Origin of the sequence: Massilia solisilvae (genome assembly GCF_024753215.1) — a bacterium.
In the GTDB taxonomy this organism is placed as follows: Bacteria; Pseudomonadota; Gammaproteobacteria; order Burkholderiales; family Burkholderiaceae_D; genus Telluria; species Telluria solisilvae.
Genome location: NZ_JANUGV010000003.1, coordinates 46,327 through 68,517, shown reverse-complemented (window position 1 = coordinate 68,517; position 22,191 = coordinate 46,327). Strand labels below are relative to the sequence as shown.

Here is a 22,191-nt window from a genome sequence, read left to right as displayed (position 1 = left end):
AACTACTTGAAAGGTACTGCCATGAAGATGTTCCACACCATTATTGCCGCCTGCCTGTTCGGCGCCAGCGCCGCTGCCATGGCCCAGGCCAGCGCACCGACCGACCCGCAAATCGCCGCCATCGTGGTGGCCGCCAACAACGCCGATATCGAAGCCGGCAAGCTGGCCGAGAAAAAAACCAGCGATGCCCAGGTCAAGGCATTCGCGCACCAGATGGTGTTCGACCACACGGGCGTGAACAAGCAGGCGATGGACCTGGTGAAAAAGCTGAAGGTCACGCCCGAGGAGAACGACACCAGCAAGAGCCTGAAGAAGAGCGGAGACGAGAACGTGGCCACGCTCAAGAAGCTATCGGGCAAAAGCTTCGACAAGGCCTACGTGGACCATGAAGTGACCTACCACCAGTCCGTCATCGACGCGCTGGACAAGACCCTGATCCCGAACGCGAAGAACGCCGAGCTGAAGAACCTGCTGGTCGGCGTGCGCCCCGCGTTTGTCTCGCACCTGGAGCACGCCAAGTCGGTGCAGGCCACCCTGAAGTAGCCAGTCGGACGAACAAAAAAAAGCGCTGTCCGCGTTAAGTGTCGACCTAAGCACGTCGTCCCCGCGGAGGCGGGGCCCCATACTGAACACCCTGTCACACCGCACGCTCGAGAGCCGCAGGGACGCAAACTCAGCATGGGTTCCCGCCTCCGCGGGACCGACGTAGTTGTGTCAACACTTAGCGCAGACAGCGCACAAAAAAAATGCCCGCTCCTGGGAGCGGGCAAAGTCCAAAACTAGGGATGTCCTGAAAGAGACGGTTCCATATTAGTTCCCGCGCCTTGCGCACTCTGTGCGATGACTCACACAACACGCAAGTTCTTGCGCACCGCTATTCGATGTCCAGGCCAGGCATGAGCGTGCGAATCGCTTCGCAGGTCAATTGAATATGGACCGAAATCGCCTCGGTCACTGCGTCCGCATCGCGCGCGATTGCCGCCTCAAAAATCGTGGTGTGCTCGGCATGCACGTCGCGCGGCAGGGTCCGATCGGAAATCACCAGGTGGCGATAGCGTTCCGACTGCCGGTACAGCAAGCCGATCACGTAGCGCAACCAGCGCGAGTCACAAGCCCCGATCAGCGCCTCGTGAAAGTCGCGGTTGCGCGCTTCCCATTCCCAAAGGTCCTTCTCTTCACGAGCTCCGAGCTTTTCTTCCGCCTTGGTCAGGCGATGAAATGCGCCGATCAGGTTGGCTTCCCAGGCGTCGTCGCCCGCGCTGATCGAGCGGCGCATCGCTTCCCCTTCCACCAGCACGCGCGTGCGCGTGATGTCGTCCAGGTCGGTCAGCGACATCGGCGCAACATGGAAGCCGCGCTGGCCCTGGTTGACCACCAACGCGTCCGACAGCAGCTGCGACAGCGCTTCGCGCAGCGTGCCGCTGCTCGCGTTGTAGCGATCCTTCAGGTGCTCGATGCGCAGCTTTTCGCGGGGGCGAAGCTTGCCCTCGATGATATCGCGGCGCAGCCGAAGATATGTGACTTCGGTGAGCGTGTTCGGCGTATTGTCGACCTCGGCAAACGCAGAGCTGAATTTATGTGACTGAAGCATGAACGCTCAACGCCCGAGTTGGCCTGCCGTCTTGCCGCCGATGCCGAAGTGTTCCTTCGGCATCTCGCTCAGGATGACGCGCACGCTTTCGCGCGGTGCGCCGATGGCTTCATGCACCGCGTCCGTGATCTTTTCGATCAACAGCCGCTTCTGCTCGACGGTGCGGCCTTCGATCAGATGGATCTGGCAAATTGGCATGGTCTCCTCCTTATGCAAAACGCATGCCGACGCTGCCCAGGTCCTGGATGCGCAGAGTGATATTGTCGCCGGCCGCAACCGCCACGGCCTCGGTCACGCCGCCGGACAGAATCAGCGTCCCGGCCGGGATTTCTTCGCCGCGCGCACCGAGCTGGTTGGCCAGCATCGCGATGGCGGCCGCCGGGTGGCCCAGCACCGCCGCGCCCGCGCCCAGCGACACCACCTGCCCGTTCTTTTCCATCACAACGCCGAGCGTGCGCAGGTCGAGCTTGTCCACCGGGGTCATGCGGCCGCCGACGACGAAGCGCGACGACGAACAGTTGTCCGCCACGACGCTCTTGAGGTCGAATTTGAAATCACGGTAGCGCGAGTCGATGACCTCGATGGCCGGCATCACGAAGTCGGTGGCCGCCAGCACCGTGCCGATATGGCAGCCCGGCCCCTTGAGCGGCGCCTTGGTGACGAACGCAATTTCGGGCTCGACCTTCGGGTGGATCAGCTCGGCCATGTTGGCCTCGCCGCCTTCGGGAATGGCGAAGTAATCGGCAAGGAAGCCGAAGACCGGCGTTTCCACACCCATCTGCTTCATTTTCGCGTGCGAGGTCAGGCCGGCCTTCAGGCCGACGATGCGCGCGCCGCGCGCGATCTTGCGGCGCTTGATCTCGTCCTGGATCGCATACGCATCGTCCCAGTCCATCTGCGGATATTCGTCGGTGATCTTCAGGGTGTCGCGCGCACCGAGCTCGCAGGTTTCCAGATGTGCGGCCAGTCGTTCAATGGTGTTCTTGTCCAGTTTCATTTCATTGTCCTTTGCTTCATGCGCCCTGGTTGCGGCGCTTGGCCAGCGTCAGCGCGGTGTCTTCGATCATGTCTTCCTGGCCGCCCACCATGCCGCGCCGCCCCATTTCGACCAGGATGTCGCGCGCCGGCACGCCGTACTTCTTCTCGGCGCGCTTCGCAAACAGCAGGAAGGAACCGTAGACGCCGGCGTACCCGAGCGTGAGCGCATCGCGGTCGATACGGATCGGGAAGTCCATCATCGGCACGACGAGGTCTTCGGCCACATCCTGTATTTTGTAGACGTCCACGCCGGTTTCGATGCCCATGCGCGCGCACACGGCGATGAACACTTCCATCGGCGTATTGCCGGCCCCGGCGCCCAGCCCCGCCGCCGCCGCGTCGATCCGGTTGGCGCCGTATTCGACGGCGGCGAGCGAGTTGGCCACGCCCATGGCCAGGTTGTGGTGGCCGTGAAAGCCCAGTTCGGTTTCAGGCTTGAGCCTGTCGCGCAGCAGGCCGATGCGGGCCTTCACGTCTTCCGGCAGCATGTAGCCGGCCGAATCGGTGCAATAGATGCAGTTCGCGCCATAGCTCTCCATCAGCAGCGCCTGCTCGAGGATCTTCTGCGGTGACGCCATGTGGCTCATCATCAGGAAGCCGACGGTATCCATGCCAAGCTTGCGCGCCATGCCAATGTGCTGTTCGGCGACGTCCGCTTCGGTACAGTGGGTCGCGACACGGACGGTGTTCACGCCCAGCTCGCACGCCATCTTCAGGTGGTCGACGGTGCCGATGCCCGGCAGCAGCAGGGCCGACACCTTCGCCTTTTTCATCAGCGGAATGACGGTGGCCAGGTATTGCTCGTCAGTGTGGGCCGGAAAGCCGTAGTTGACCGACGAGCCGCCCAGGCCGTCGCCGTGGGTGACTTCGATCAGCGGTACGCCGGCGTCGTCCAGTCCCTGGGCGATCGACTTCATCTGTTCCAGCGTCATCTGGTGGCGCTTCGGGTGCATGCCGTCGCGCAGCGTCATGTCATGGACGGTGACTGTCTTGCCTTTGAGTGTCATGTTGTTTCCTTATTCTGCGGCGGGTTGGAGAGTCAGCTTGCCGGACAGGATCTCTTCGGCAAACATTTCCGCGGTGCGGGCAGCCGCCGCGGTCATGATGTCGAGGTTGCCCGCGTATTTCGGCAGGTAGTCGCCGAGGCCCTCGACTTCCATGAAGATCGATACGCGGTTGCCGTCGAACACCGGGCCGTTGACCAGCTTGTAACCCGGCACATACTTCTGCACCTCCTTGATCATCTGGTGCACCGATGCGGTGATCCGGTCACGGTCCGGTTCGGTCTCGGTCAGGCAGTGGATGGTGTCGCGCATGATCAAGGGCGGCTCGGCCGGGTTGATGATGATGATGGCCTTGCCCTGCTTCGCGCCGCCAACCTTTTCCACCGCGCCTGCGGTGGTGCGGGTGAACTCGTCGATGTTCTTGCGGGTGCCCGGGCCGACCGAGCGCGAGGACACGGTGGCGACGATTTCGCCGTACGCGACCGGCTGCACGCGCGACACCGCGGCCACCATCGGGATCGTGGCCTGGCCGCCGCAAGTGACCATGTTGACGTTCATTTCGCGCTTGCCGACGTGCTCGGTGAGGTTGACCGGCGGCACGCAGTAAGGGCCGATGGCGGCCGGCGTCAGGTCGATCATCAGCACGCCCAGCGCGTTGAGCTTGCGCGAATTTTCGGCATGCACGTAGGCAGAGGTCGCATCGAACGCGATCTGGACCTCGTCCGCGGCGACATGCGCCAGCAGGCCGTCCACGCCGTCGGCGGTGACCTTCAGGCCGAGCTCGGCGGCGCGCTTCAGGCCCTCGGAGGCGGGGTCGATGCCGACCATCCAGACCGGCTCGAGCACCGGGCTGCGGCGCAGCTTGTACAGCAGGTCGGTGCCGATGTTGCCCGGGCCGATCAGTGCGCATTTGATTTTTTTCATGGGATCGTTCCTTGGATTCTTGTGGAAAGGCGCAGTCAATAGAACCGGACGGAGCAACCGCCAATGCCGCCGATCGACACGCGCAGGTTGTCACCAGCCTTGACCGGCAGCATTGCGGCCAGCGAGCCGGACAGGATGACTTCGCCGGCCCTGAGGGGAATGCCCAGCTTGCCCAAGGTATTGGCAAGCCATGCCACGGCGTTCACCGGGCTGCCGATTGCCGCCGCGCCGGCGCCGGTGGCGGCCACTTCGCCGTTCTTTTCCAGCACCATGCCGCAGGTGGTCAGGTCGACCTTGCGCGGGTCGACGGCGCGGTCGCCGAGCACGAACACGCCGCACGAGGCGTTGTCCGCCACCGTGTCCTGGATCCGGATCTTCCAGTCGCGGATGCGCGAATCGACGATCTCAAAGCAAGGCATCACGCATTCGGTCGCGCGCAGCACGTCGGCGTTGCTGATGCCCGGTCCCAGCAGGTCGTGTTTGAGGATGAACGCGATCTCCCCTTCGGCCTTTGGCTGGATCATCGATTCGACCGGAATGGCCTCGCCTTCGTTGTACAGCATGGTATCGAGCAGGTAGCCGAAGTCCGGCTGGTGCACCTGCAGCAGGTCCATGACCGCCTGGCTGGTGACGCCAACTTTTTTGCCGACCACGCGCGCGCCCTGTTCGATCCGGCGCGCCGTCATGCGCTGCTGGATGTGATAGGCGTCCTCGATGGTCATGTCCGGGTGCCGTTCGGTGAGCGGCGTGACGGTTTGGCCACGGACCAGGGCGTCGTAGAGCTCGTTCCCGAGCTGGTCGATAAGAGTGTTTTCCATGATTAGAGTTTGATGCAGACGTTTTTCAGTTCGGTGTAGAACTCGAGCGAGTGCACACCACCTTCGCGGCCGATACCCGACTGCTTGGCGCCGCCAAACGGCGTGCGCAGGTCGCGCAGGAACCAGCTGTTGACCCACACCAGGCCGGCCTCGATCTTTGCCGCCACGCGATGGCCGCGCTGCAGGTTGGTGGTCCAGACCGATGCGGCCAGGCCATAGGTGGTGTCGTTGGCGCGGCGGATCACTTCCTCTTCGCTGTCGAAGGGGAACACGTGGCAGCACGGCCCGAAAATCTCTTCGCGGCACACGCTCGCCTCATCGGACAGGCCGGTCCAGATGGTCGGCTGCACCCAGGCGCCCTGGGCAAGATCGCCCGGCATGTCGGGCACGCCGCCGCCGGTGACCACGGTGGCGCCCTCTTCGACCGCCTTGCGGTAATACGACAGGACCTTGTTGCGATGCTCCAGGCTGATGAGCGGCCCCATGCCGGTTGCCGGATCTTCCGGCGTGCCGATCCGCAGCGCTTGCGCGCCTTCCTTCAGCGCCGCGACGAACTTGTCGAAGATCGGCCGCTCCACGTACACGCGCTCGGTGCCCAGGCAAACCTGGCCGCAGTTGGCAAAGGCCGACCGCAGCGTGCCCTCGATGGCCGCGTCGAAGTCGCAGTCGGCAAACACGATGGCGGGGTTCTTGCCGCCCATCTCCAGCGAGACCGGGCGCGCACCTTCCGCCGCGGCCTTCATGATGGCCGCGCCGGTGCGGGTTTCACCGGTAAACGTGATCGCATTGACGCCCTGGTGGCGGGTCAGGAACTCGCCGGCGGAGCCGGGGCCGAAGCCGTGCACCACGTTGTACACGCCTCTCGGCATGCCCACGCTGTTCATGACTTCGCCCAGCAGGGTGGCGGTCTGCGGCGTTTCTTCCGATGGCTTCACGACCACGGTGTTGCCGCAGGCCAGTGCCGGGCCGACCTTCCACGTCATCAGCAGCAAGGGCAGGTTCCACGGGCAGATCACGCCGACCACGCCGACCGGCGAGCGCGTGGAATAGTTGAGGGCGCCGCGGCCGTCGGGCGTCGCCATCTCAAAAAATTCGGAGGGAACATTCTTCACCACGTCGGCGAAGATCTTGAAATTGGCGGCGCCGCGTGGAATATCGAGGTGGCGCGCCAGGCTCATCGGCTTGCCGGTATCGGCACACTCCGCCTCGACGAACTCGTCAAGGCGGCGGTCGATTTCATTGGCCACCGCATAGAGCAGTTCAACCCGTTCGGCGACCGCCATCTTTCCCCACGGGCCGGCCAATGCGGCGCGCGCGGCCTGTACCGCGGCAACGACTTCCACCGCGCCGGCTTCGGCAACCCGCGCGATGACGGCGTTGTTCAGCGGCGAGCGCTTGTCGAACAGGTTTACGGTCGAGACAAATTCGCCGTTGATAAAATTGTTGATCTGCTTCATTAGTCATCTCCGTATTCAAGAACTCGGTACTGCATGCTGTCGTCACCAGGCTCGCCTGTGTCCGATTCCAGGCCGTGGCGGGCACGGCCTGGCACTTCACTCCTGCTTAAAAGCGGTAGCGCACGCCCGCCATCGTGCCCAGCTGGGCCTTGCCGGCGCTGGCCGCCGCACCGGGGCCGCCGGCCGACACGCTGTAGGCCGCGGTGCTGCCGTTATCCATGTAGCCGGCGGTCAGGTAGGCGCTCAGCTGGTCGTCGATCTTGCGGATGGCCCGGATCACATACAGGTTTGCGCTCTTGCCCTGGGTGTCGTTCGAGACGCGGAACACGCCGCCATCGACCACCCACTTGGGCGAGATCGCGTACTCGCCCTGCAACCAGGTCGTTTCCTGCTTGACGTTGCCGGCAGCCGCGGCGAGGCGGCGCGAGAGCCAGCCAGCGCCCAGCTTGAACGCGCCGAAGCGCGCATAGCCGTTGGCGGTGACGCGCTTGTCCTCGTCGCTGGCCGCGGTCATGGTGAGCGGCGCCGATCCGTTGAAGAAGTTCGCTTGCGCCCCGGTGCCGCCACGCTGCTTGTCGATGGCGACCGACGCGCCGAAGGCCTGGCTGTCGTACCTGGCCATCGCCGACCAGCCGCGGCAACGCGACGTGTCGGTCGCATCTTCGCCAGCGCACACGCCCGACGCGGGCACGGTATTGCTCACGGTATCGCGGCCGAACGAGTAGTGGGCGCCCAGCGACACCTGGCCGACGGCCTTGCGCCATGCGACGGAGTTGTCGGCGCGCGCGTTCGGGATGTAGGCGTCGATCGAGCTGAGGCCGTAGATGTTGGGGCCCAGCACGTCCGCGCCCTGCAAGCCGTAGAACAACATCGAGTACTGGCGGCCCACGGTGACGGTGCCGAGCGCGCTGTCCACGCCCACGAACATCTGGCGGCCGAACAGGCGCCCACCCTGGCCCGACGAGCTGCTGTCCAGGGCAACGCCCATTTCAGCCTTGGCGACGGCGGCCACGCCATCGTTCAGGTTGCCCCTGAAGTCCAGGCCGATGGCGCTGGGCGTGGTGCCGGTGGTGGACGGCACGCGCGTCAGGGTCTTTGCGGTCGGGCCGACGTTGCTGATGCGTTCGACACCGCTGTCCAGGTTGCCATAGATCTTGAGCCCTTTCGGCAGCAAGTTTCCGGATGCCGGCTCGGCGGCCTTCGCCGGCGCCTGCTCGATCGTCGCCACCTTCTGCTGGAGCGTCGCGATCATCGCCTTCAGTTCCTGCAGTTCGCTCTCGGTGCCGGCCGCCAGTGCCGGTGCGGCAACGCATGCCGGCGCGATCAACGCAGCCAACATGGCTTTGCGCAGTACCCGACGATCCCGGTTGTTGGTTCTTGCTTTCATTTTTTTTTGTCTCCCTCGTAGTGTCTGCGCCTGCGCGCAGTGTTGTTAAAACCCTGAATTTGGCGTGAGCGTGGCCCGCCATGCGCGAAAAGCGCACGGCAAGTCACAAGCTTCTTGATTGGTCTAGAGGACCTTGGGGCGGATGGCCTTGCTGATCAGATCCGGTGCTCCTCTAATCGAAGGCATGAACCAGGAACAGGCACATCGTCGGGAACAACAGCAGCAACGCGATGCGCAAGAAGTCGGACACCAGGAACGGCACCACGCCCTTGAAGGTTTCGATGAGCGGCACGTCTTTGGCCAGCCGGTTGATGATGTAGACGTTCATGCCGACCGGCGGATGCACGAGGCCGATCTCGACCACCATCAGGGCCAGGATGCCGAACCAGATCGACTTGTCGGTCTGGCTCAGCGACCAGAAGTCCAGCCCCATCACCATCGGATAGAAGATCGGGATGGTGAGCAGGATCATTGCCAGCGAGTCCATCACGCATCCGAGCACGATGTAGATCGCCAGGATCATGATCATGACCAGCATGGGCGGCATGCCGCTGTCCTTGACCCAGTTGGCCAGCTCAACCGGCATCTGCGACAGCGCCAGCGCGCTGTTGAGCATGTCGGCGCCCAGCAGCACCAGGAAAATCATGGCGGTCGCTTGTGCCGTGCCCACCAGGCACTCGAGCACACCGTTGAAGCGCATGCCGCCGGTCACCACCGCGAGGATCCCGCAGGCGGCCGCGCCGATGGCTGCCGCTTCGGTCGGGTTGGCCCAACCGCCGTAGATGCCGACGATGACAACCAGGAACACCAGCAAGACCGGCAATACCCTGACCATGCTGGCGATCCGATCCCCCCACGCCACCCGCGGGCCGGCCGGGCCGGCGGCGGGATCGAGGCGAACGATGAGGCCGACCACCGCCATGTACCCGAGCATGGCGACCGCACCGGGAATGACAGCGGCAATGAAGAGCTTGCCGATCGATTCCTGCGTGAGAATCGCGTAGATGACCAGCGGTACCGAAGGCGGAATCAGGATCCCCAGGGTGCCGCCGGCGGCCAGCGCGCCGGTGGACAGTGCGCCCGAGTAGCCATAGCGTTTGAGCTCGGGCAGCGCCACCTGGCCCATGGTGGCCGCGGTGGCAAGCGACGAGCCGCAGATCGCGCCGAAACCGGCGCAGGCGCCGACCGACGCAATCGCCATGCCGCCGCGGCGGTGTCCAAGGAAGGCCGACACGAAGCGGAACAGCGCGGAGGAAAGCCCGCCGTTGGTGGCGAATTGCCCCATCAGCAGAAACAGCGGGATGACCACCAGGTCGTAGTTCGACAAGCGGGCATAGGCCAGGTTCTTCAGCGAATTAAGCAGCGGCCCGGTGTCGCCGGTCAGGTAAAAGTACCCGCCGAAACCGACCGTGAACATGCTCACACCGATGGGGATGCGCGCTACCAGGAGCACCAGCATCGCGCCGAACATCAGAAAGCCAATTGTCGTGCCGCTCATTGCAGGGCTCCTTCACCAGCGCGGCCGGCCATATTGAATTGGTGGACGCACATGTACAGGGCAATCACGGCCATGGCCGCGAAGCCCGGCACCATTAGCGCCTGCGGGATCCAGACCGGCCACGCAAGAATGGGAGAGGTCTCGCCCGACTCCATCACCGTGATGGCGCCGGCCGCCGAACGCCAGGCGATCAGGCCGGCGAACAGGCAGACGAACAGCGATCCGATGGCGTCCATCCGCCATTGCGTCGGCTGCGCCAGGTTGTGTGTGAAGAAATCGACCTTCACATCCCCGTGCAGCATGTGGCAATAAGGGAAAAAGGAAGCGGAGGCACAGGCCGCGAGCATCTGCAGGATCTCGACGTCGCCTGGCACGGCGTAATCGAACAGCTTGCGCCCGACGATGGAGGTGACCGACATGATCACCAGGATCACGAAAATGGCGCCGCCGACGATCGCCATGGCGCGCGCGACTGCAAGCAGCAGGTTGCCGAAGGGCCCGAATGAGTCTTTCAGCACGTAGGGAGTGTGGGGTCGTGGTTCTTGCATTTGGTTCTCGTTCTCGAAAGTGCGGCGGCGCCTCTGCGCCGCCGCCTGCACCCAGGGCTGGCCGGGATCAGCGATACTTGGCGATCAGCTTCTTCGCATCCTCCAGCAGCGCCTTGCCGTTCGCCCCCTTGGCCGAAACTTCCTTGACCCATTCGTCGTCCACATTCGCGCAGGCCTTGACCCAGCGCTCGTTTTCCTCGGGGCTGAGCGTGATGATGGTGTTCTTGCGCTCCTGCGCGACCTTGTGGCCGCCTTCGATGGTCACGTCGGTCACCCGGCCGGCCCAGCGCGACGTCTCGACGCCGCTGTTCTGGTCGATCACCTTCTTCAGGTCGGCCGGCAGCGCATCGTATTTGGCTTGATTCATCAGGAAGCCGAACACGATGGTCGACATCTTGGGCGAGTTGGCAGGCGTCTCCACGTGGACCTTGGCGACCTCCTGGATCTTCATCGAGGTCCCGGCTTCCCACGACATCATCACGCCGTCCACCACGCCCTTGCTCATCGCCTCAGGCACCTGCGGGGCCGGCATCTGGATCGGAATCGCACCGAGCGCGGACAGGGTGCGTGCCCCGATGCGGGTCGCGGCGCGCACCTTCACCCCCTTGAAATCCTCGAGCTTGCCGACCTTCTTCGACCCCATGTGCAGCGGCAGGCCGTCATTGAAGTGCATGAAGATGGGACGGGTGCCGCGGAACTCGTCGAGCGCATTTTTCTGCACGTATTCCCACAGCGCCGGGCTGCTCTTTTCGGCCGAGTCCATCATGTACGGCAGTTCGAACACTTCGGTCTTGGTGAAACGGCCGGCCTGGTAGGTCGGCACCGTCCAGACGATGTCCACCACGCCATCCTTGACCTGGTCGAACAACTGCGTGGGCGCGCCGCCCAGTTGCATGGCGGGGTAGATCTGGCACTTGAGCCGGTTGGCCGACTCCTTGTTGATCTTGTTGCACCAGGGCTGGATCAGGTTTTCCTGGACGTTCGAGTTCGGCCCGAGAAAATGGTGGACTTTAAGGATGGTCTGCTGCGCCAGCACGGCCTGTGCGGACGTCAGCAGCAAGGCGCCAAACACTGCTTTTCCTGCGATTTTCATTGTCTTCCTCCGTTATGTATTGTTTTAAATGTTCAAACTGCCGGCGAACGCTCTTCGTCACCGCGCGTCAGGTACTCCCAGACCCGCTCGGCGATCCGGCCCTCCCATGTCGCCCGTGTCCGCGCCTCTTCGCCTTGCAGCAGGTGCCCCGATTGCGCCATTCCGGCCGCCAGCGCCGCCAGTTCGACGCGCGCCGCGTCCTCGAGGAACCAGGCCAGCGCCAGGGCCTGCTCCGGCGTCGCGCCCACCGTCACGGCCCCGTTGACGTTCAGGACCAGGGCCGGCGCCGTGCCCATCAGCTCGGCCACTCCGGCCGCCAGCTGGTCGTCGCGCACCAGGGCCGACTGCGGCCAGAACGGCACCGCAGGCGCAAAGTAGGCGCCGAACCCGTGGCGGGGATGCGGGGTGCGGCCGATGGCGGCCAATGCGGTGATCTGCGGAGAGATGAAGCGGCAAATCGCATTGACCTCGGGCCGGCGCGCATACACCTGCTGGTGGATGCGCACTTCGCCCAGCACGCGCGCCGGCAGCGCCCCGGCGACGGGCACCTCGGTGCCGCGATCGTCCGCCGTGATGAGCGCCATCGGGCGCGGCGCGCAGACGAGGAAACTGTCCTCGTCCAGCCGCACGCTGCAGTGGCCGAAGGGCCCGGTCAGCCCGTTGCGGCCCAGCGCCCGCGCCAGCTGGCGCACCACACGCTGCTGCTGGTCGCTGGCGGCGATCATCCGTTGAATTCCGCGATGTCCGGCTTGGAGCCCCACATGCAAAACGAGCTGGGGTCCAGCGGGAACTGGCGCGGGCGATAGGTCGACAAGTCTTCGATGATCTTGCGGTCGCTGTTGGAGTATTCGAAGATCACGCCGTCCGGGCCTTCGAAATAGAGGAAGTTGCCGCCGGAGGTGGGATGACGGCCGGGGCCGAAGGTGATCTTGATGTTCTTCTCGTTCAGGAAGTACCACGAACGCATCACGTCGTCGATCTCGGCCACTTGGTGATTGATGTGCTGGATGCCTTTGCGCTGGGCCGCGAACAGCGCCATCTGGTGGTGGCGCGGATTGACGCGCAGCAGCGGGCACGGACCGATCCAGTCGCTGATCATCGCGTTGAAGTGGGTCAGCCAGAACGCCTGGTCGCGGACCGGGTCGGTCGAGCAGATGCCGACGTGGCCGAAGCCCAGGATGCCGGCGTCGCGCGACGGAATGTAGCGGCGCCCGGCTTCATGCGGACGGGCGACCAGTTCGATGCGATTGCCGGTGGGATCGAGGAACCAGACAAAGGCCTCGACATGGCGGTCTGCCGCTTCGGCGCTGGTGCCCAAGCCGCACGGCACGCCCGCGGCACGCAGTTGCTCGTACGCCGCACCAAGCCTGGACCAGTCCTTCAGTTCGTACGCAATGATCTGCTCGGAAGGGTCGCCGAGGAAATAGCAGAGCGTGTGATGACGGCTGTCGCTCTTGAGGTACAGGCGGTCCGCGGTACGCTCGACTTTCTGGAGCCCGACAATTTCAGTCGAGAATTTTTCTGCAGCGTCGAGGTCCTGGGTGCCCAGGCGGGTGTAATGGATGTCGCGAAGCTCAATCATCATGTCTCCTAGAAATATTTCGAGAAAATTTGGAAATCTCGATATTGCGTGAGGGATTCTAGGTTTCGCGTTATATTCACACCAATCACATTTCGTGTACGGCAATATTTATGCTGTAAATTTTGATATATGAAAAGCAACATCATGCGTTTGCACCAGCTGGACCTGAACCTGCTGCGGGTACTGAAGGTGGTGTACCGGACGCGCAGCGTCACCAAGGCCTCCGAGCAGCTCTTCATGACGCAGTCGGCCGTCAGCAACGCGCTGCGCAGGTTGCGCGACCATCTGGATGACCCGCTCTTCATCCGGCGCAACGAAGGCATGGTGCCGACCGCGCTGGTCGAGTCGATCATCGGCTCCATCGAGTACAGCTTGCGCAACATCGAAGATGCCCTGCACTCGCACCTGAAATTCGACCCGTTCACCTCCGCGCGGCTGGTGCGCCTGCTGTCGAACGACCTGGCGCAGATGGTGTTTTTGCCGCGGCTGGTCAAGCATCTTTCCGACGTCGCACCGGGCGTGCGGCTGGAAACGGTCGAGACCCCGTGGGATGAGGGGAAGCGGGCGATGTATGAGGGCCGGGTGGATGTCGCACTGGGCAACTGGCCGCGCGCGGGCAGCGACTATGTCCGGGTGGAGCTGTTCGACGAGCGTTTCGTGGTGCTGATGGGCGCGCAGCATCCGCTGGCAAAGCAGGAACTGCACCAGTCGGACTACCTGGCGGCACGCCACATCGACTACCGGCCCGGAGGCGAAAGCTATAACGCCCTGCGCGGCAAGCTGGATAAATTGCTGGCCCAGGAAAACCAGATGCGAAACATCGTCTTTACGGCCGCCCACGGTTTGGGGCTGGCGTCCATTGTCGCCGAGTCGGATGTCCTTTTGACCATCCCCAGCCGCCTGGCCGCGGGCATGTCGGTTCTGAGCCAGGGTGCGCTGGTCGTCAAGCCGCTTCCGTATCCGGTGCCGTCGGTGATGATCACGATGCAGTGGCACGCCCGCGCGGACCACGATCCTGCATTGGTGTGGTTCCGCCAGCAGGTAATCGAGCTGTTTCAGAGCCCTTCATCGTCTGCACCCCAGGCGGATTGATGACTGCCGCTGTGCAGCGGCCCAAAAAAAACCCGCTCACAGGGAGCGGGTGAAGTCCAAAACTAGGGATGTCCTGAAAGAGACAGTTCCCATATTACGCACAGAGGCCAGGGCGCTCTGTGCGATAACTAACATAATTCAAAAAAGCCACATCAAACGACCGCGCCATCGGTCTCGTCGCGCTGCTTGACCGGCTTGACCAGGTCCTCGCGCTTCACGCCCAGCCACATGGCGATCGCCGCGGCCACGAACACCGACGAGTAAATACCGAAGCAAATACCGATCGTCAGCGCCACCGCGAAGTAATGCAGGGTCTGGCCGCCGAAGAACAGCATCGACAACACCATCATCTGGGTACAGCCGTGGGTGATGATGGTACGCGAAATGGTGCTGGTGATCGCGTGGTCGATGACTTCGGTCACGCCCATCTTGCGCTGCTTGCGGAAGGTTTCGCGGATCCGGTCGAAAATCACCACCGATTCGTTGACCGAATAACCCAGCACCGCCAGCACCGCAGCCAGCACGGTCAGCGAAAACTCCCATTGGAAGAACGCGAAAAAGCCGAGAATGATCACCACGTCGTGCAGGTTCGCGACGATGGCCGCCACCGCGAATTTCCATTCGAAGCGCACGGCCAGGTAAATCATCACGCCGATCACCACCATCACCAGCGCATTCAGGCCGTTCTGGGCCAGTTCCTCGCCCACCTGCGGGCCGACGAATTCGACGCGCTGCAGGCTCACCACCTCCTTGCCGGCCGCGTCAAAGCAGCCAGTGCGGCTGACTGCCTCGCCTTTTTCGGTGGTCGCCTGGATCTGCTTGGGCGTGCCGTTTTCGGCCGCGCACAAGGCGCCAAAGACCTTGGCCGAGGAATTCGAGCCGGCCTGGCCTTTCGGCAGGCGCAGCAGCACATCCTGCGCGGTGCCGAAACTGGACACCTCGGGCTGTTCATAGCCGAGCTTTTCCAGGTTGCGCCGGATCTTTTCCTGGTCGGCCGCGTGCGGATAGCGCAGCTCCATCACGGTACCACCCGTGAACTCGACCGAGAGATGCAGGCCCTTGGTCGCCAGGAACACCACGGCGGCGACGAAGGTCAGCGCCGAAATCACGTTGAAAATCAACGCATGGCGCATGAACGGGATGTCCCGTTTGATTTTGAAAAATTCCATCTTCTTTCCCGGTTGAGGTTATTTCTTCGCTGCGCCGGCGGCCGGAATACCGGCCGTCCACACGGTGCCGATGGCGATCTTGCCCAGCTTCTTCTTGCGGCCGTACCAGAGGTTGACCACACCGCGCGAGACAAACACGGCCGAGAACATCGAGGTCAGGATGCCCAGGCAGTGCACCACCGCGAAGCCGCGCACCGGGCCGGAACCGAACACCAGCAGCGCCAGGCCGACGATCAGCGTGGTCACGTTCGAGTCCAGGATCGTGGCCCACGCGTGCTGGAAACCGGCCGAGATCGCCGCCTGCGGGCTGTTCCCGTTGCGCAGCTCCTCGCGGATGCGCTCGTTGATCAGCACGTTGGCGTCAATTGCCATACCGAGCGCCAGTGCGATAGCGGCGATACCCGGCAGCGTCAGCGTCGCCTGCATCATCGACAGCAGGGCCAGCAGGAACAGCAGGTTGCAGGCCAGCGCCAGCACGCTGAAGAAACCGAACAGCTGGTAGTAGATGATCATGAAGATCGCGATCGCCACGAAGCCCCACAGGGTCGAGTGCAGGCCCTTGGCGATGTTCTCGGCGCCCAGCTGCGGGCCCACCACGCGCTCTTCGATGAATTCCATCGGCGCCGACAGCGCGCCGGAGCGCAGCAGCAGGGCCAGCTCGGCCGCTTTTTCCGGCGTGCCCATGCCGGTGATGCGGAAGGTGGAACCCAGTTCGCTCTGGATCACCGGCGCGGTCAGCACCTGGTACTTGCCTTTTTCCTTGAGCAGCACAGCCATGCGCTTGCCCACGTTTTCACGGGTCGCCTGGCGCATCTTGCGGCCGCCATCGCCGTTCAGGTCGATCGACACGGCCGGCTGCTGGTTCTCGTCGAAGCTCGGGGTGGCGCTGGAAATGTAGTCACCGGTCAGGATCACGTCCTTCGACACCACGATCGGGGCCGCCGGACCAGTGGTGAACAGCTCGTCGTTCAGCGGGATCTGGGCGGTCGCTTCGGTGCCCGGGGTGATGCTCGGGTCCACCATGCGCAGTTCCAGCGTGGCGGTGCGGCCGATGATGTCCTTGGCACGAGCCACGTCCTGCACGCCCGGCAGCTGCACCACGATGCGGTCGGCACCCTGCTGCTGGATCACCGGCTCGGACACGCCCAGCTCGTTGATACGCTTGGACAGGGTCGAGATGTTCTGCTTGACGCCCTCTTCCACCGTGCGCTGCAGCGCCTGCGGCTTGAGCGAGACCAGGAGGCGCAGGTCGTTGCCGTCGGCGGCGTCGGCGAACGCCAGGTCCTGGTTCTGGCCCAGCGCGTCGCGCGCCTGGGCGCGGGTGGCGTCGTCGCGGAAGTGGATCACCAGCTGGTCGCCATTGCGCTCGATACCGGCGTGGCGCACGTTCTTGTCACGCAGGATGCTGCGCGCGCTCGCCTGGATACCCTTGATCTTGGTCTCCAGCGTCGCCTTGGCGTCCACCTGCAGCAGGAAGTGCACGCCGCCGCGCAGGTCCAGGCCCAGGTTCATCGGCTTGGCGCCGAGCGATTCCATCCAGTGCGGGACGTTCTTGGCCAGGTTGACGGTGACGATGTAGTCCGGGTCGGTCGGGTCGCGGTTCAGGTCGCGCTCCAGCGCCAGCTTGGCCTTGAACTGGGCGTCGGTGCTGGTGAAGCGCGCGCGCACCGAGGCCGCGTCACCCACGCCTTCCACGCTGACCGCGGTCGCGGCCAGGCCATCACGCTTGAGCGACTCGGCCACCGTGGTGGCCAGGTCGCTGGTGACCTTGGTCGTGGACTTGCCAGCCGTGACCTGCAGCGCCGGCGACTCGCCGAAGTAGTTGGGCGCCGTGTACAGCAGGCCCAGCAGGACCGTCACAACGATCAGTATGTATTTCCAGACGGGATAGCGATTCATGGTGTTCCAGCGTTCTATGTTGGGCTGCCGGGCGGCCGCGCGGGCCGCCAGGGACGCTTACAGGGACTTCAGGGTGCCTTTCGGCAGCAGCGTCGTGATCGCGTTCTTCTGCACGACGACTTCGGTGTTCGGCGCCACTTCGATGGTCACGTAGGTTTCGTTGACCTTGCTGACTTTGCCGATGATGCCGCCGGCAGTGACGACTTCATCGCCTTTGGCCAGCGCATCCATCATGGCCTTGAGTTCTTTCTGGCGCTTTTGCTGGGGACGGATCATGAGGAAATACATGACCACGAACATCAGGATCAGCGGCAGGAAGGTGGTGAGGTTGCCCATCAGGCCGGGTTCGGCCGCTGCCGTGGTTTGCGCGTAAGCGTTGGAAATGAACACAAGGACTCCGATTGTGATAGTTAGATTGAAAAAATAGCGCTGTATTCTAGCACCGGGCACTCGGCGCGGGCCATTCCCGGCCATATGGAGGTGAGTTGCACCATTGCAAGGTGTTGACTGAAAAACCACGGCAGAAACCGCTCGACCAACATTACGACACCATCAACCAACGTCACCCCGGCGCAGGCCGGGATCCATAGACCGTTTGATCGGTGCAAGCGCGATGCCGCAGGCCCGCTAGCTCAGCATGGGTCCCGGCCTGCGCCGGGACGACGTTGGTTAGCGGTGGCGAGAACTCACACACCCCTGGCCCGGTCCGCATTGAACTGCAACCGGAACGCATGGAACCGATCCTCGTCAATCGCGTCGCGGATCTCCTGCATCAGCATCAGGTAATAGTGCAGGTTGTGGATCGTATTGAGCCGCGCCCCCAGAATCTCCTTGGAGCGGTGCAGGTGATGCAGATACGCCCGCGAAAAATTCTTGCAGGTGTAGCAATCGCACGACTCGTCCAGCGGCGCCGTGTCGTCCTTGTAGCGCGCGTTCTTGATCTTCAGGTCGCCAAAGCGGGTGAACAGCCAGCCGTTGCGCGCATTGCGGGTTGGCATCACGCAGTCGAACATATCCACGCCGTTGGCCACGCCATCGACCAGGTCTTCCGGCGTGCCCACACCCATTAGGTAGTGCGGCTTGTTTTCCGGCAGGCGCGGGCCGACGTGGGCCAGGATGCGCTGCATGTCCTCCTTCGGCTCGCCCACCGACAGGCCGCCGATGGCCAGGCCCGGGAAGTTGATTTCTTCCAGCCCGGCCAGCGACTCGTCGCGCAGGCGCTCGTACATGCCGCCCTGGACGATGCCGAACAGCGCGTTCGGATTCTCGCCGCGATTAAATTCGTTCATCGAACGCTGGGCCCAGCGCAGCGACATGCGCATCGACTTGGCCGCTTCCTCGCTTGTCGCGGGCCGGCCGTCGATTTCGTACGGCGTGCACTCGTCGAACTGCATCACGATGTCAGAGTTCAGCGAACGCTGGATCTGCATCGACACTTCCGGCGACAGGAACTGGCGCGAGCCGTCGATCGGCGAAGCGAACTTGACGCCCTCTTCCGTGATCTTGCGCATCGCGCCCAGCGAGAACACCTGGAAGCCGCCCGAGTCGGTCAGGATCGGCCCGTGCCAGCCCATGAAGCCATGCAGGCCGCCGAACTTGTCCAGCACGTCGGTGCCCGGGCGCAGCCACAGGTGGAACGTGTTGCCGAGGATGATCTGCGAGCCGACCTCCTTCAGCTCCACGGGCGACATCGCCTTGACCGAGCCATAGGTCCCGACCGGCATGAAGATCGGCGTTTCGATCGTGCCGTGGTTGAGCTTGAGGCGGCCGCGGCGCGCGTGCGACAGGCCGCTGGTGTCTTTTTTGAGAAGGGTAAATTCGAGCATTTAGAATCGGGATTGGGTGGTCAGCAGCATGGCGTCGCCGTAGCTGAAGAACCGGTATTCATGGTCGATGGCGTGCGCGTAGGCCTTGCGGATCTCTTCATAGCCAGCGAAGGCCGACACCAGCATCATCAAGGTGGACTTGGGCAGGTGGAAGTTGGTGATCAGGCGCGTGACGGTCCTGAATTTGTAGCCGGGGGTGATGAACAGGGCCGTGTCGTCGCTGCCTGCCTTGAGTTCGCCCGACTGCGAGGCCGACTCCAGCGCGCGCAGGCTGGTGGTGCCGACGGCGACCACGTCGCGGCCGGCCGCCTTCGCCGCACGCACCGCGTCCACGGTCTCTTGCGGGATCGTGTACCACTCGCTGTGCATCTTGTGCTCGTCCAGGTTCTCCACCCGCACCGGCTGGAACGTGCCTGCGCCCACGTGCAGCGTCACGTACGCGAGCTTGACGCCCTTGGCGGCCAGCTTGTCCAGCAGCGGCTGGTCGAAGTGCAGGCCGGCGGTCGGGGCTGCAACGGCGCCCGGCTCCTTGGAATAGACAGTCTGGTAACGCTGCTCGTCGAACTCGCTCGCGCTGTGGTCGATGTAGGGCGGCAGCGGCAGGCTGCCGTGCACCTCGATCAGCTCGAACACGTCGGCATCAAAAATCAGGGTGAAAAACTCGCCCGAGCGCTCGCCGGTGGTGACGTCGAACGCGTCGGCAAGGCGGATCTTCGTGCCCGGCTTGGGCGACTTGGACGCGCGCACCTGCGCCAGCACCGTGCGCGGATCGACCACGCGCTCGACCAGCACCTCGACCTGGCCGCCAGTTTCCTTGACGCCGAAAAAGCGCGCCTTGAGCACACGGGTGTTGTTCATCACCAGCAGGTCGCCCGGCTGGAGCTGGCCGACGATGTCGGCAAAATGGCGGTCGGTGATCTGCTCGCCATCGAGCTGCAGCAGGCGCGAGGCGCTGCGATCGGGCAGCGGGAACTGTGCGATGCGCTCGGGCGGCAGGTTGAAATCGAAATCGGAGAGCGTGTACATTCTGGTCATTACTGGAACAATCGACGCTGACACCCGTACAATACGGGCCTCAGCTTTTGCGCGGCGAACCCACTATTTTACGCCAGCGCACGCCAAATCGCCGCACTATGCCCGCACCCAAACCCAAGCAGTCGTCCGCCCAGATCGAAGCCAAGCTCGCCAAGCTGGGCCTGCGCTCGGACATGGACCTGGTACTGCACCTGCCCATGCGCTACGAGGACGAGACCAGGATCGTCACGATCCGCGAAGCCTGCATGCGCGGCGGCCAGACCTGGCAGGTCGAGGGTGTGGTGGTCAAGAACGAAATCGCGTTCAAGCCGCGGCGCCAGCTGCTGGTGACGATCTCGGACGAGACCGGCGAGCTGCTGCTGCGTTTCATGAACTTCTACGGCAGCCAGGTCAAGCAGCTGGCCGAAGGCACGCGGGTGCGGGCGCGCGGCGACCTCAAGCACGGCTTTTTTGGCGCCGAGATGGTGCACCCGGCCTACAAGGTCGTCAACGAAGGCGCGCCGCTGCCCACCTCGCTTACGCCCGTCTACCCATCCGGTGAAGGGCTGTCGCAGGCCATCCTGCGCCGCGCCATTGCCGACGCGATGAAACGGGTGGACTGGCGCGACACGCTGCCGCAGGCGCTGCGGGCGCAGTTGCAGCTGTCGGACTTTGAACCGTCGATCAAGCTGCTGCACTACCCGCCCACCGACGTGGACGAGCACGCGCTGACCGAGCGCACTCATCCCGCATGGGTACGGATGAAGTTCGACGAACTGCTGGCGCAGCAGCTGTCGCTCAAGCGCGCCCAGCGCGCGCGGCGCGACAAGGGCGCGCCCCAGCTGCGCGCGGTGGGCGCACTGTCCGACGCGTTCCTGGCGGCCCTGCCGTTCCAGCTCACCGGCGCGCAGCAGCGCGTGGTGCGCGAGATCCGCGCCGACCTGCGCGAAGGCTTTCCCATGCAGCGGCTGCTGCAGGGCGACGTCGGCAGCGGCAAGACCGTGGTGGCGGCGCTGGCCGCAGCGCAGGCGATCGACAGCGGCTATCAGGCCGCACTGATGGCGCCGACCGAAATTCTGGCCGAGCAGCACTTCCGCAAGATCGCGGCGTGGATGGAACCGCTCGGCGTGAAGGTGGCGTGGCTCACGGGCAGCCTGAAGAAAAAGGAAAAGGAAGCGGCGGTCGAGATGGTGGAATCGGGCGAAGCGCAGCTGGCCATCGGCACGCACGCACTGATCCAGGACACGGTCAATTTCGCCAAACTGGGCCTGGTCATCGTGGACGAGCAGCACCGCTTCGGCGTCGGCCAGCGCCTCACCCTGCGCAACAAGGGCGCGGGCAGCGAGGTGCCGCACCAGCTGATGATGTCGGCCACGCCGATCCCGCGCACGCTGGCGATGACCTACTACGCCGACCTTGAAGTGTCGGTCATCGACGAGCTGCCGCCCGGCCGCAGCCCTATCGTTACACGCGCGATCGACCAGAACCGGCGCGACGAGGTGATCGAGCGCGTGCACGCGGCGGCGCTCGAAGGCCGGCAGGTGTACTGGGTGTGCCCGCTCATCGAGGAGTCGGAAGCGCTGCAGCTGCAGACCGCGACCGAAACCTACGAGACGCTGGCCGAAGCCCTGCCCGACCTGAAGGTGGGCCTGGTCCACGGACGGCTCAAGCCAGCCGAAAAGCAGGAGGTGATGGACGCATTCGCCGCCGGCCAGGTGCACGTGCTAGTGGCCACCACCGTCATCGAGGTGGGCGTGGACGTGCCGAATGCATCGCTGATGGTGATCGAGCACGCGGAACGCTTTGGCCTGTCGCAGCTGCACCAGCTGCGCGGGCGCGTGGGTCGCGGGTCCGCGGCCAGCGTGTGCCTGCTGCTCTACCAAAGCCCGCTGGGGCCCGTGGCCAAGCAGCGCCTGATGACAATGCGCGAGACCACCGACGGCTTCGAGATCGCGCGGCGCGACCTGGAAATCCGCGGCCCCGGCGAATTCCTTGGCGCGCGCCAGTCCGGGCAGGCGATGCTGCGCTTTGCGAATCTGGAGACCGACCAGTGGATCGTCGAACAGGCGCGCGACGTGGCGCAGCACCTGCTGCAGGAAGAGCACGGACCGTACCGCTTCACGGTGGACGCGCACCTCGAGCGCTGGCTTGGCGGGCGCGAGGAATTCCTGAAGGTCTGAGACTCGCCGCCACATGCGAACACGTCGTCCCCGCGCAGGCGGGGACCCATGCTGAGCGTGCGTTCACGCTG

Annotated in this window: 21 protein-coding genes; 3 read left to right on the top strand and 18 right to left on the bottom strand. The window is 64.1% G+C overall.

What is annotated here, in order from left to right:
• The first annotated feature begins 21 nt into the window (after positions 1-21).
• Entirely contained in the window at positions 22-543 is a 522-nt protein-coding gene (locus tag NX773_RS13265; protein WP_258856805.1) for a DUF4142 domain-containing protein, read from the top strand.
• Positions 544-874: 331 nt separating this feature from the next.
• Here NX773_RS13265 and NX773_RS13260 read toward each other — a convergent pair whose 3' ends face one another.
• From NX773_RS13260 to NX773_RS13200, 13 genes are all read right to left on the bottom strand, one after another.
• On the bottom strand, positions 875-1,591 hold the full coding sequence (locus tag NX773_RS13260) for a GntR family transcriptional regulator (protein WP_258856804.1): 717 nt from the start codon (positions 1,589-1,591) through the stop codon (positions 875-877).
• 6 nt (positions 1,592-1,597) lie between these two features.
• Complete coding sequence (thmT, locus tag NX773_RS13255; RefSeq protein WP_258856803.1) at positions 1,598-1,789, bottom strand: 2-hydroxymuconate tautomerase; 192 nt, start codon at positions 1,787-1,789, stop codon at positions 1,598-1,600.
• A 10-nt stretch (positions 1,790-1,799) separates the two neighbouring features.
• A complete protein-coding gene (gene dmpH / locus NX773_RS13250; protein WP_258856802.1) occupies positions 1,800-2,588 on the bottom strand; it encodes a 2-oxo-3-hexenedioate decarboxylase in 789 nt (262 codons plus the stop codon).
• Positions 2,589-2,604: 16 nt separating this feature from the next.
• On the bottom strand, positions 2,605-3,636 hold the full coding sequence (gene dmpG / locus NX773_RS13245) for a 4-hydroxy-2-oxovalerate aldolase (protein WP_258856801.1): 1,032 nt from the start codon (positions 3,634-3,636) through the stop codon (positions 2,605-2,607).
• A 9-nt stretch (positions 3,637-3,645) separates the two neighbouring features.
• Positions 3,646-4,557: an acetaldehyde dehydrogenase (acetylating) gene (locus NX773_RS13240; RefSeq protein WP_258856800.1), complete on the bottom strand. Its 912-nt coding sequence runs from the start codon at positions 4,555-4,557 to the stop codon at positions 3,646-3,648.
• A gap of 35 nt (positions 4,558-4,592) precedes the next feature.
• On the bottom strand, positions 4,593-5,375 hold the full coding sequence (gene dmpE, locus NX773_RS13235; RefSeq protein WP_258856799.1) for a 2-oxopent-4-enoate hydratase: 783 nt from the start codon (positions 5,373-5,375) through the stop codon (positions 4,593-4,595).
• A 2-nt stretch (positions 5,376-5,377) separates the two neighbouring features.
• Positions 5,378-6,832 (bottom strand): 2-hydroxymuconic semialdehyde dehydrogenase, encoded by a 1,455-nt coding sequence (locus NX773_RS13230; protein ID WP_258856798.1) that lies wholly within the window; start codon positions 6,830-6,832, stop codon positions 5,378-5,380.
• Positions 6,833-6,938: 106 nt separating this feature from the next.
• Positions 6,939-8,171 (bottom strand): porin, encoded by a 1,233-nt coding sequence (locus NX773_RS13225; protein WP_258856797.1) that lies wholly within the window; start codon positions 8,169-8,171, stop codon positions 6,939-6,941.
• A gap of 220 nt (positions 8,172-8,391) precedes the next feature.
• On the bottom strand, positions 8,392-9,717 hold the full coding sequence (locus NX773_RS13220) for a TRAP transporter large permease (protein ID WP_258856796.1): 1,326 nt from the start codon (positions 9,715-9,717) through the stop codon (positions 8,392-8,394).
• The gene (locus tag NX773_RS13215) at positions 9,714-10,265 is read right to left on the bottom strand and encodes a TRAP transporter small permease (protein WP_258856795.1); all 552 of its coding nucleotides are present in this window, start codon (positions 10,263-10,265) and stop codon (positions 9,714-9,716) included. The genes NX773_RS13220 and NX773_RS13215 overlap by 4 nt, the downstream gene beginning before the upstream one ends.
• 67 nt (positions 10,266-10,332) lie before the next feature.
• Positions 10,333-11,358 (bottom strand): TRAP transporter substrate-binding protein, encoded by a 1,026-nt coding sequence (locus NX773_RS13210; protein ID WP_258856794.1) that lies wholly within the window; start codon positions 11,356-11,358, stop codon positions 10,333-10,335.
• Positions 11,359-11,390: 32 nt separating this feature from the next.
• Positions 11,391-12,083, bottom strand: a complete 693-nt coding sequence (locus tag NX773_RS13205; protein ID WP_258856793.1) for a class II aldolase/adducin family protein — start codon at positions 12,081-12,083, stop codon at positions 11,391-11,393.
• Positions 12,080-12,943, bottom strand: a complete 864-nt coding sequence (locus NX773_RS13200) for a VOC family protein (RefSeq protein WP_307728582.1) — start codon at positions 12,941-12,943, stop codon at positions 12,080-12,082. Before NX773_RS13200 ends, NX773_RS13205 begins: the two co-directional genes overlap by 4 nt.
• A gap of 126 nt (positions 12,944-13,069) precedes the next feature.
• Here NX773_RS13200 and NX773_RS13195 point away from each other — a divergent pair, with 126 nt between their 5' ends.
• The gene (locus NX773_RS13195; protein WP_258856792.1) at positions 13,070-14,032 is read left to right on the top strand and encodes a LysR family transcriptional regulator; all 963 of its coding nucleotides are present in this window, start codon (positions 13,070-13,072) and stop codon (positions 14,030-14,032) included.
• Between the two features lie 152 nt (positions 14,033-14,184).
• Here NX773_RS13195 and secF read toward each other — a convergent pair whose 3' ends face one another.
• The 5 genes from secF to queA all read right to left on the bottom strand — a co-directional run bounded on the left by secF (position 14,185) and on the right by queA (position 19,952).
• The gene (secF, locus tag NX773_RS13190) at positions 14,185-15,201 is read right to left on the bottom strand and encodes a protein translocase subunit SecF (protein WP_258856791.1); all 1,017 of its coding nucleotides are present in this window, start codon (positions 15,199-15,201) and stop codon (positions 14,185-14,187) included.
• 18 nt (positions 15,202-15,219) lie between these two features.
• On the bottom strand, positions 15,220-17,100 hold the full coding sequence (secD, locus tag NX773_RS13185) for a protein translocase subunit SecD (protein WP_258856790.1): 1,881 nt from the start codon (positions 17,098-17,100) through the stop codon (positions 15,220-15,222).
• A gap of 57 nt (positions 17,101-17,157) precedes the next feature.
• A complete protein-coding gene (gene yajC / locus NX773_RS13180) occupies positions 17,158-17,490 on the bottom strand; it encodes a preprotein translocase subunit YajC (protein WP_258824385.1) in 333 nt (110 codons plus the stop codon).
• 296 nt (positions 17,491-17,786) lie between these two features.
• Positions 17,787-18,926, bottom strand: coding sequence for a tRNA guanosine(34) transglycosylase Tgt (tgt, locus tag NX773_RS13175; protein WP_258856789.1), 1,140 nt, complete (start codon positions 18,924-18,926; stop codon positions 17,787-17,789).
• Positions 18,927-19,952, bottom strand: coding sequence for a tRNA preQ1(34) S-adenosylmethionine ribosyltransferase-isomerase QueA (gene queA / locus NX773_RS13170; protein WP_258856788.1), 1,026 nt, complete (start codon positions 19,950-19,952; stop codon positions 18,927-18,929).
• A gap of 107 nt (positions 19,953-20,059) precedes the next feature.
• On the opposite strand from queA, the gene recG reads away from it, so the two are divergent.
• Positions 20,060-22,120, top strand: a complete 2,061-nt coding sequence (recG, locus tag NX773_RS13165; RefSeq protein WP_258856787.1) for an ATP-dependent DNA helicase RecG — start codon at positions 20,060-20,062, stop codon at positions 22,118-22,120.
• Positions 22,121-22,191: the final 71 nt, after the last annotated feature.

What these genes read in the sequence shown, in the direction of transcription:
- NX773_RS13200 (WP_307728582.1), bottom strand. Translation starts at nt 12,943, where the DNA reads ATGATGATTGAGCTTCGCGACATCCATTACACCCGCCTGGGCACCCAG.
- tgt (WP_258856789.1), bottom strand. Translation starts at nt 18,926, where the DNA reads ATGCTCGAATTTACCCTTCTCAAAAAAGACACCAGCGGCCTGTCGCAC.
- thmT (WP_258856803.1), bottom strand. Translation starts at nt 1,789, where the DNA reads ATGCCAATTTGCCAGATCCATCTGATCGAAGGCCGCACCGTCGAGCAG.
- NX773_RS13220 (WP_258856796.1), bottom strand. Translation starts at nt 9,717, where the DNA reads ATGAGCGGCACGACAATTGGCTTTCTGATGTTCGGCGCGATGCTGGTG.
- NX773_RS13205 (WP_258856793.1), bottom strand. Translation starts at nt 12,083, where the DNA reads ATGATCGCCGCCAGCGACCAGCAGCAGCGTGTGGTGCGCCAGCTGGCG.
- secF (WP_258856791.1), bottom strand. Translation starts at nt 15,201, where the DNA reads ATGGAATTTTTCAAAATCAAACGGGACATCCCGTTCATGCGCCATGCG.
- secD (WP_258856790.1), bottom strand. Translation starts at nt 17,100, where the DNA reads ATGAATCGCTATCCCGTCTGGAAATACATACTGATCGTTGTGACGGTC.
- NX773_RS13230 (WP_258856798.1), bottom strand. Translation starts at nt 6,832, where the DNA reads ATGAAGCAGATCAACAATTTTATCAACGGCGAATTTGTCTCGACCGTA.
- NX773_RS13240 (WP_258856800.1), bottom strand. Translation starts at nt 4,557, where the DNA reads ATGAAAAAAATCAAATGCGCACTGATCGGCCCGGGCAACATCGGCACC.
- NX773_RS13210 (WP_258856794.1), bottom strand. Translation starts at nt 11,358, where the DNA reads ATGAAAATCGCAGGAAAAGCAGTGTTTGGCGCCTTGCTGCTGACGTCC.
- recG (WP_258856787.1), top strand. Translation starts at nt 20,060, where the DNA reads ATGCCCGCACCCAAACCCAAGCAGTCGTCCGCCCAGATCGAAGCCAAG.
- dmpG (WP_258856801.1), bottom strand. Translation starts at nt 3,636, where the DNA reads ATGACACTCAAAGGCAAGACAGTCACCGTCCATGACATGACGCTGCGC.
- NX773_RS13215 (WP_258856795.1), bottom strand. Translation starts at nt 10,265, where the DNA reads ATGCAAGAACCACGACCCCACACTCCCTACGTGCTGAAAGACTCATTC.
- queA (WP_258856788.1), bottom strand. Translation starts at nt 19,952, where the DNA reads ATGTACACGCTCTCCGATTTCGATTTCAACCTGCCGCCCGAGCGCATC.
- dmpH (WP_258856802.1), bottom strand. Translation starts at nt 2,588, where the DNA reads ATGAAACTGGACAAGAACACCATTGAACGACTGGCCGCACATCTGGAA.
- NX773_RS13195 (WP_258856792.1), top strand. Translation starts at nt 13,070, where the DNA reads ATGAAAAGCAACATCATGCGTTTGCACCAGCTGGACCTGAACCTGCTG.
- NX773_RS13225 (WP_258856797.1), bottom strand. Translation starts at nt 8,171, where the DNA reads ATGTTGGCTGCGTTGATCGCGCCGGCATGCGTTGCCGCACCGGCACTG.
- NX773_RS13260 (WP_258856804.1), bottom strand. Translation starts at nt 1,591, where the DNA reads ATGCTTCAGTCACATAAATTCAGCTCTGCGTTTGCCGAGGTCGACAAT.
- NX773_RS13265 (WP_258856805.1), top strand. Translation starts at nt 22, where the DNA reads ATGAAGATGTTCCACACCATTATTGCCGCCTGCCTGTTCGGCGCCAGC.
- dmpE (WP_258856799.1), bottom strand. Translation starts at nt 5,375, where the DNA reads ATGGAAAACACTCTTATCGACCAGCTCGGGAACGAGCTCTACGACGCC.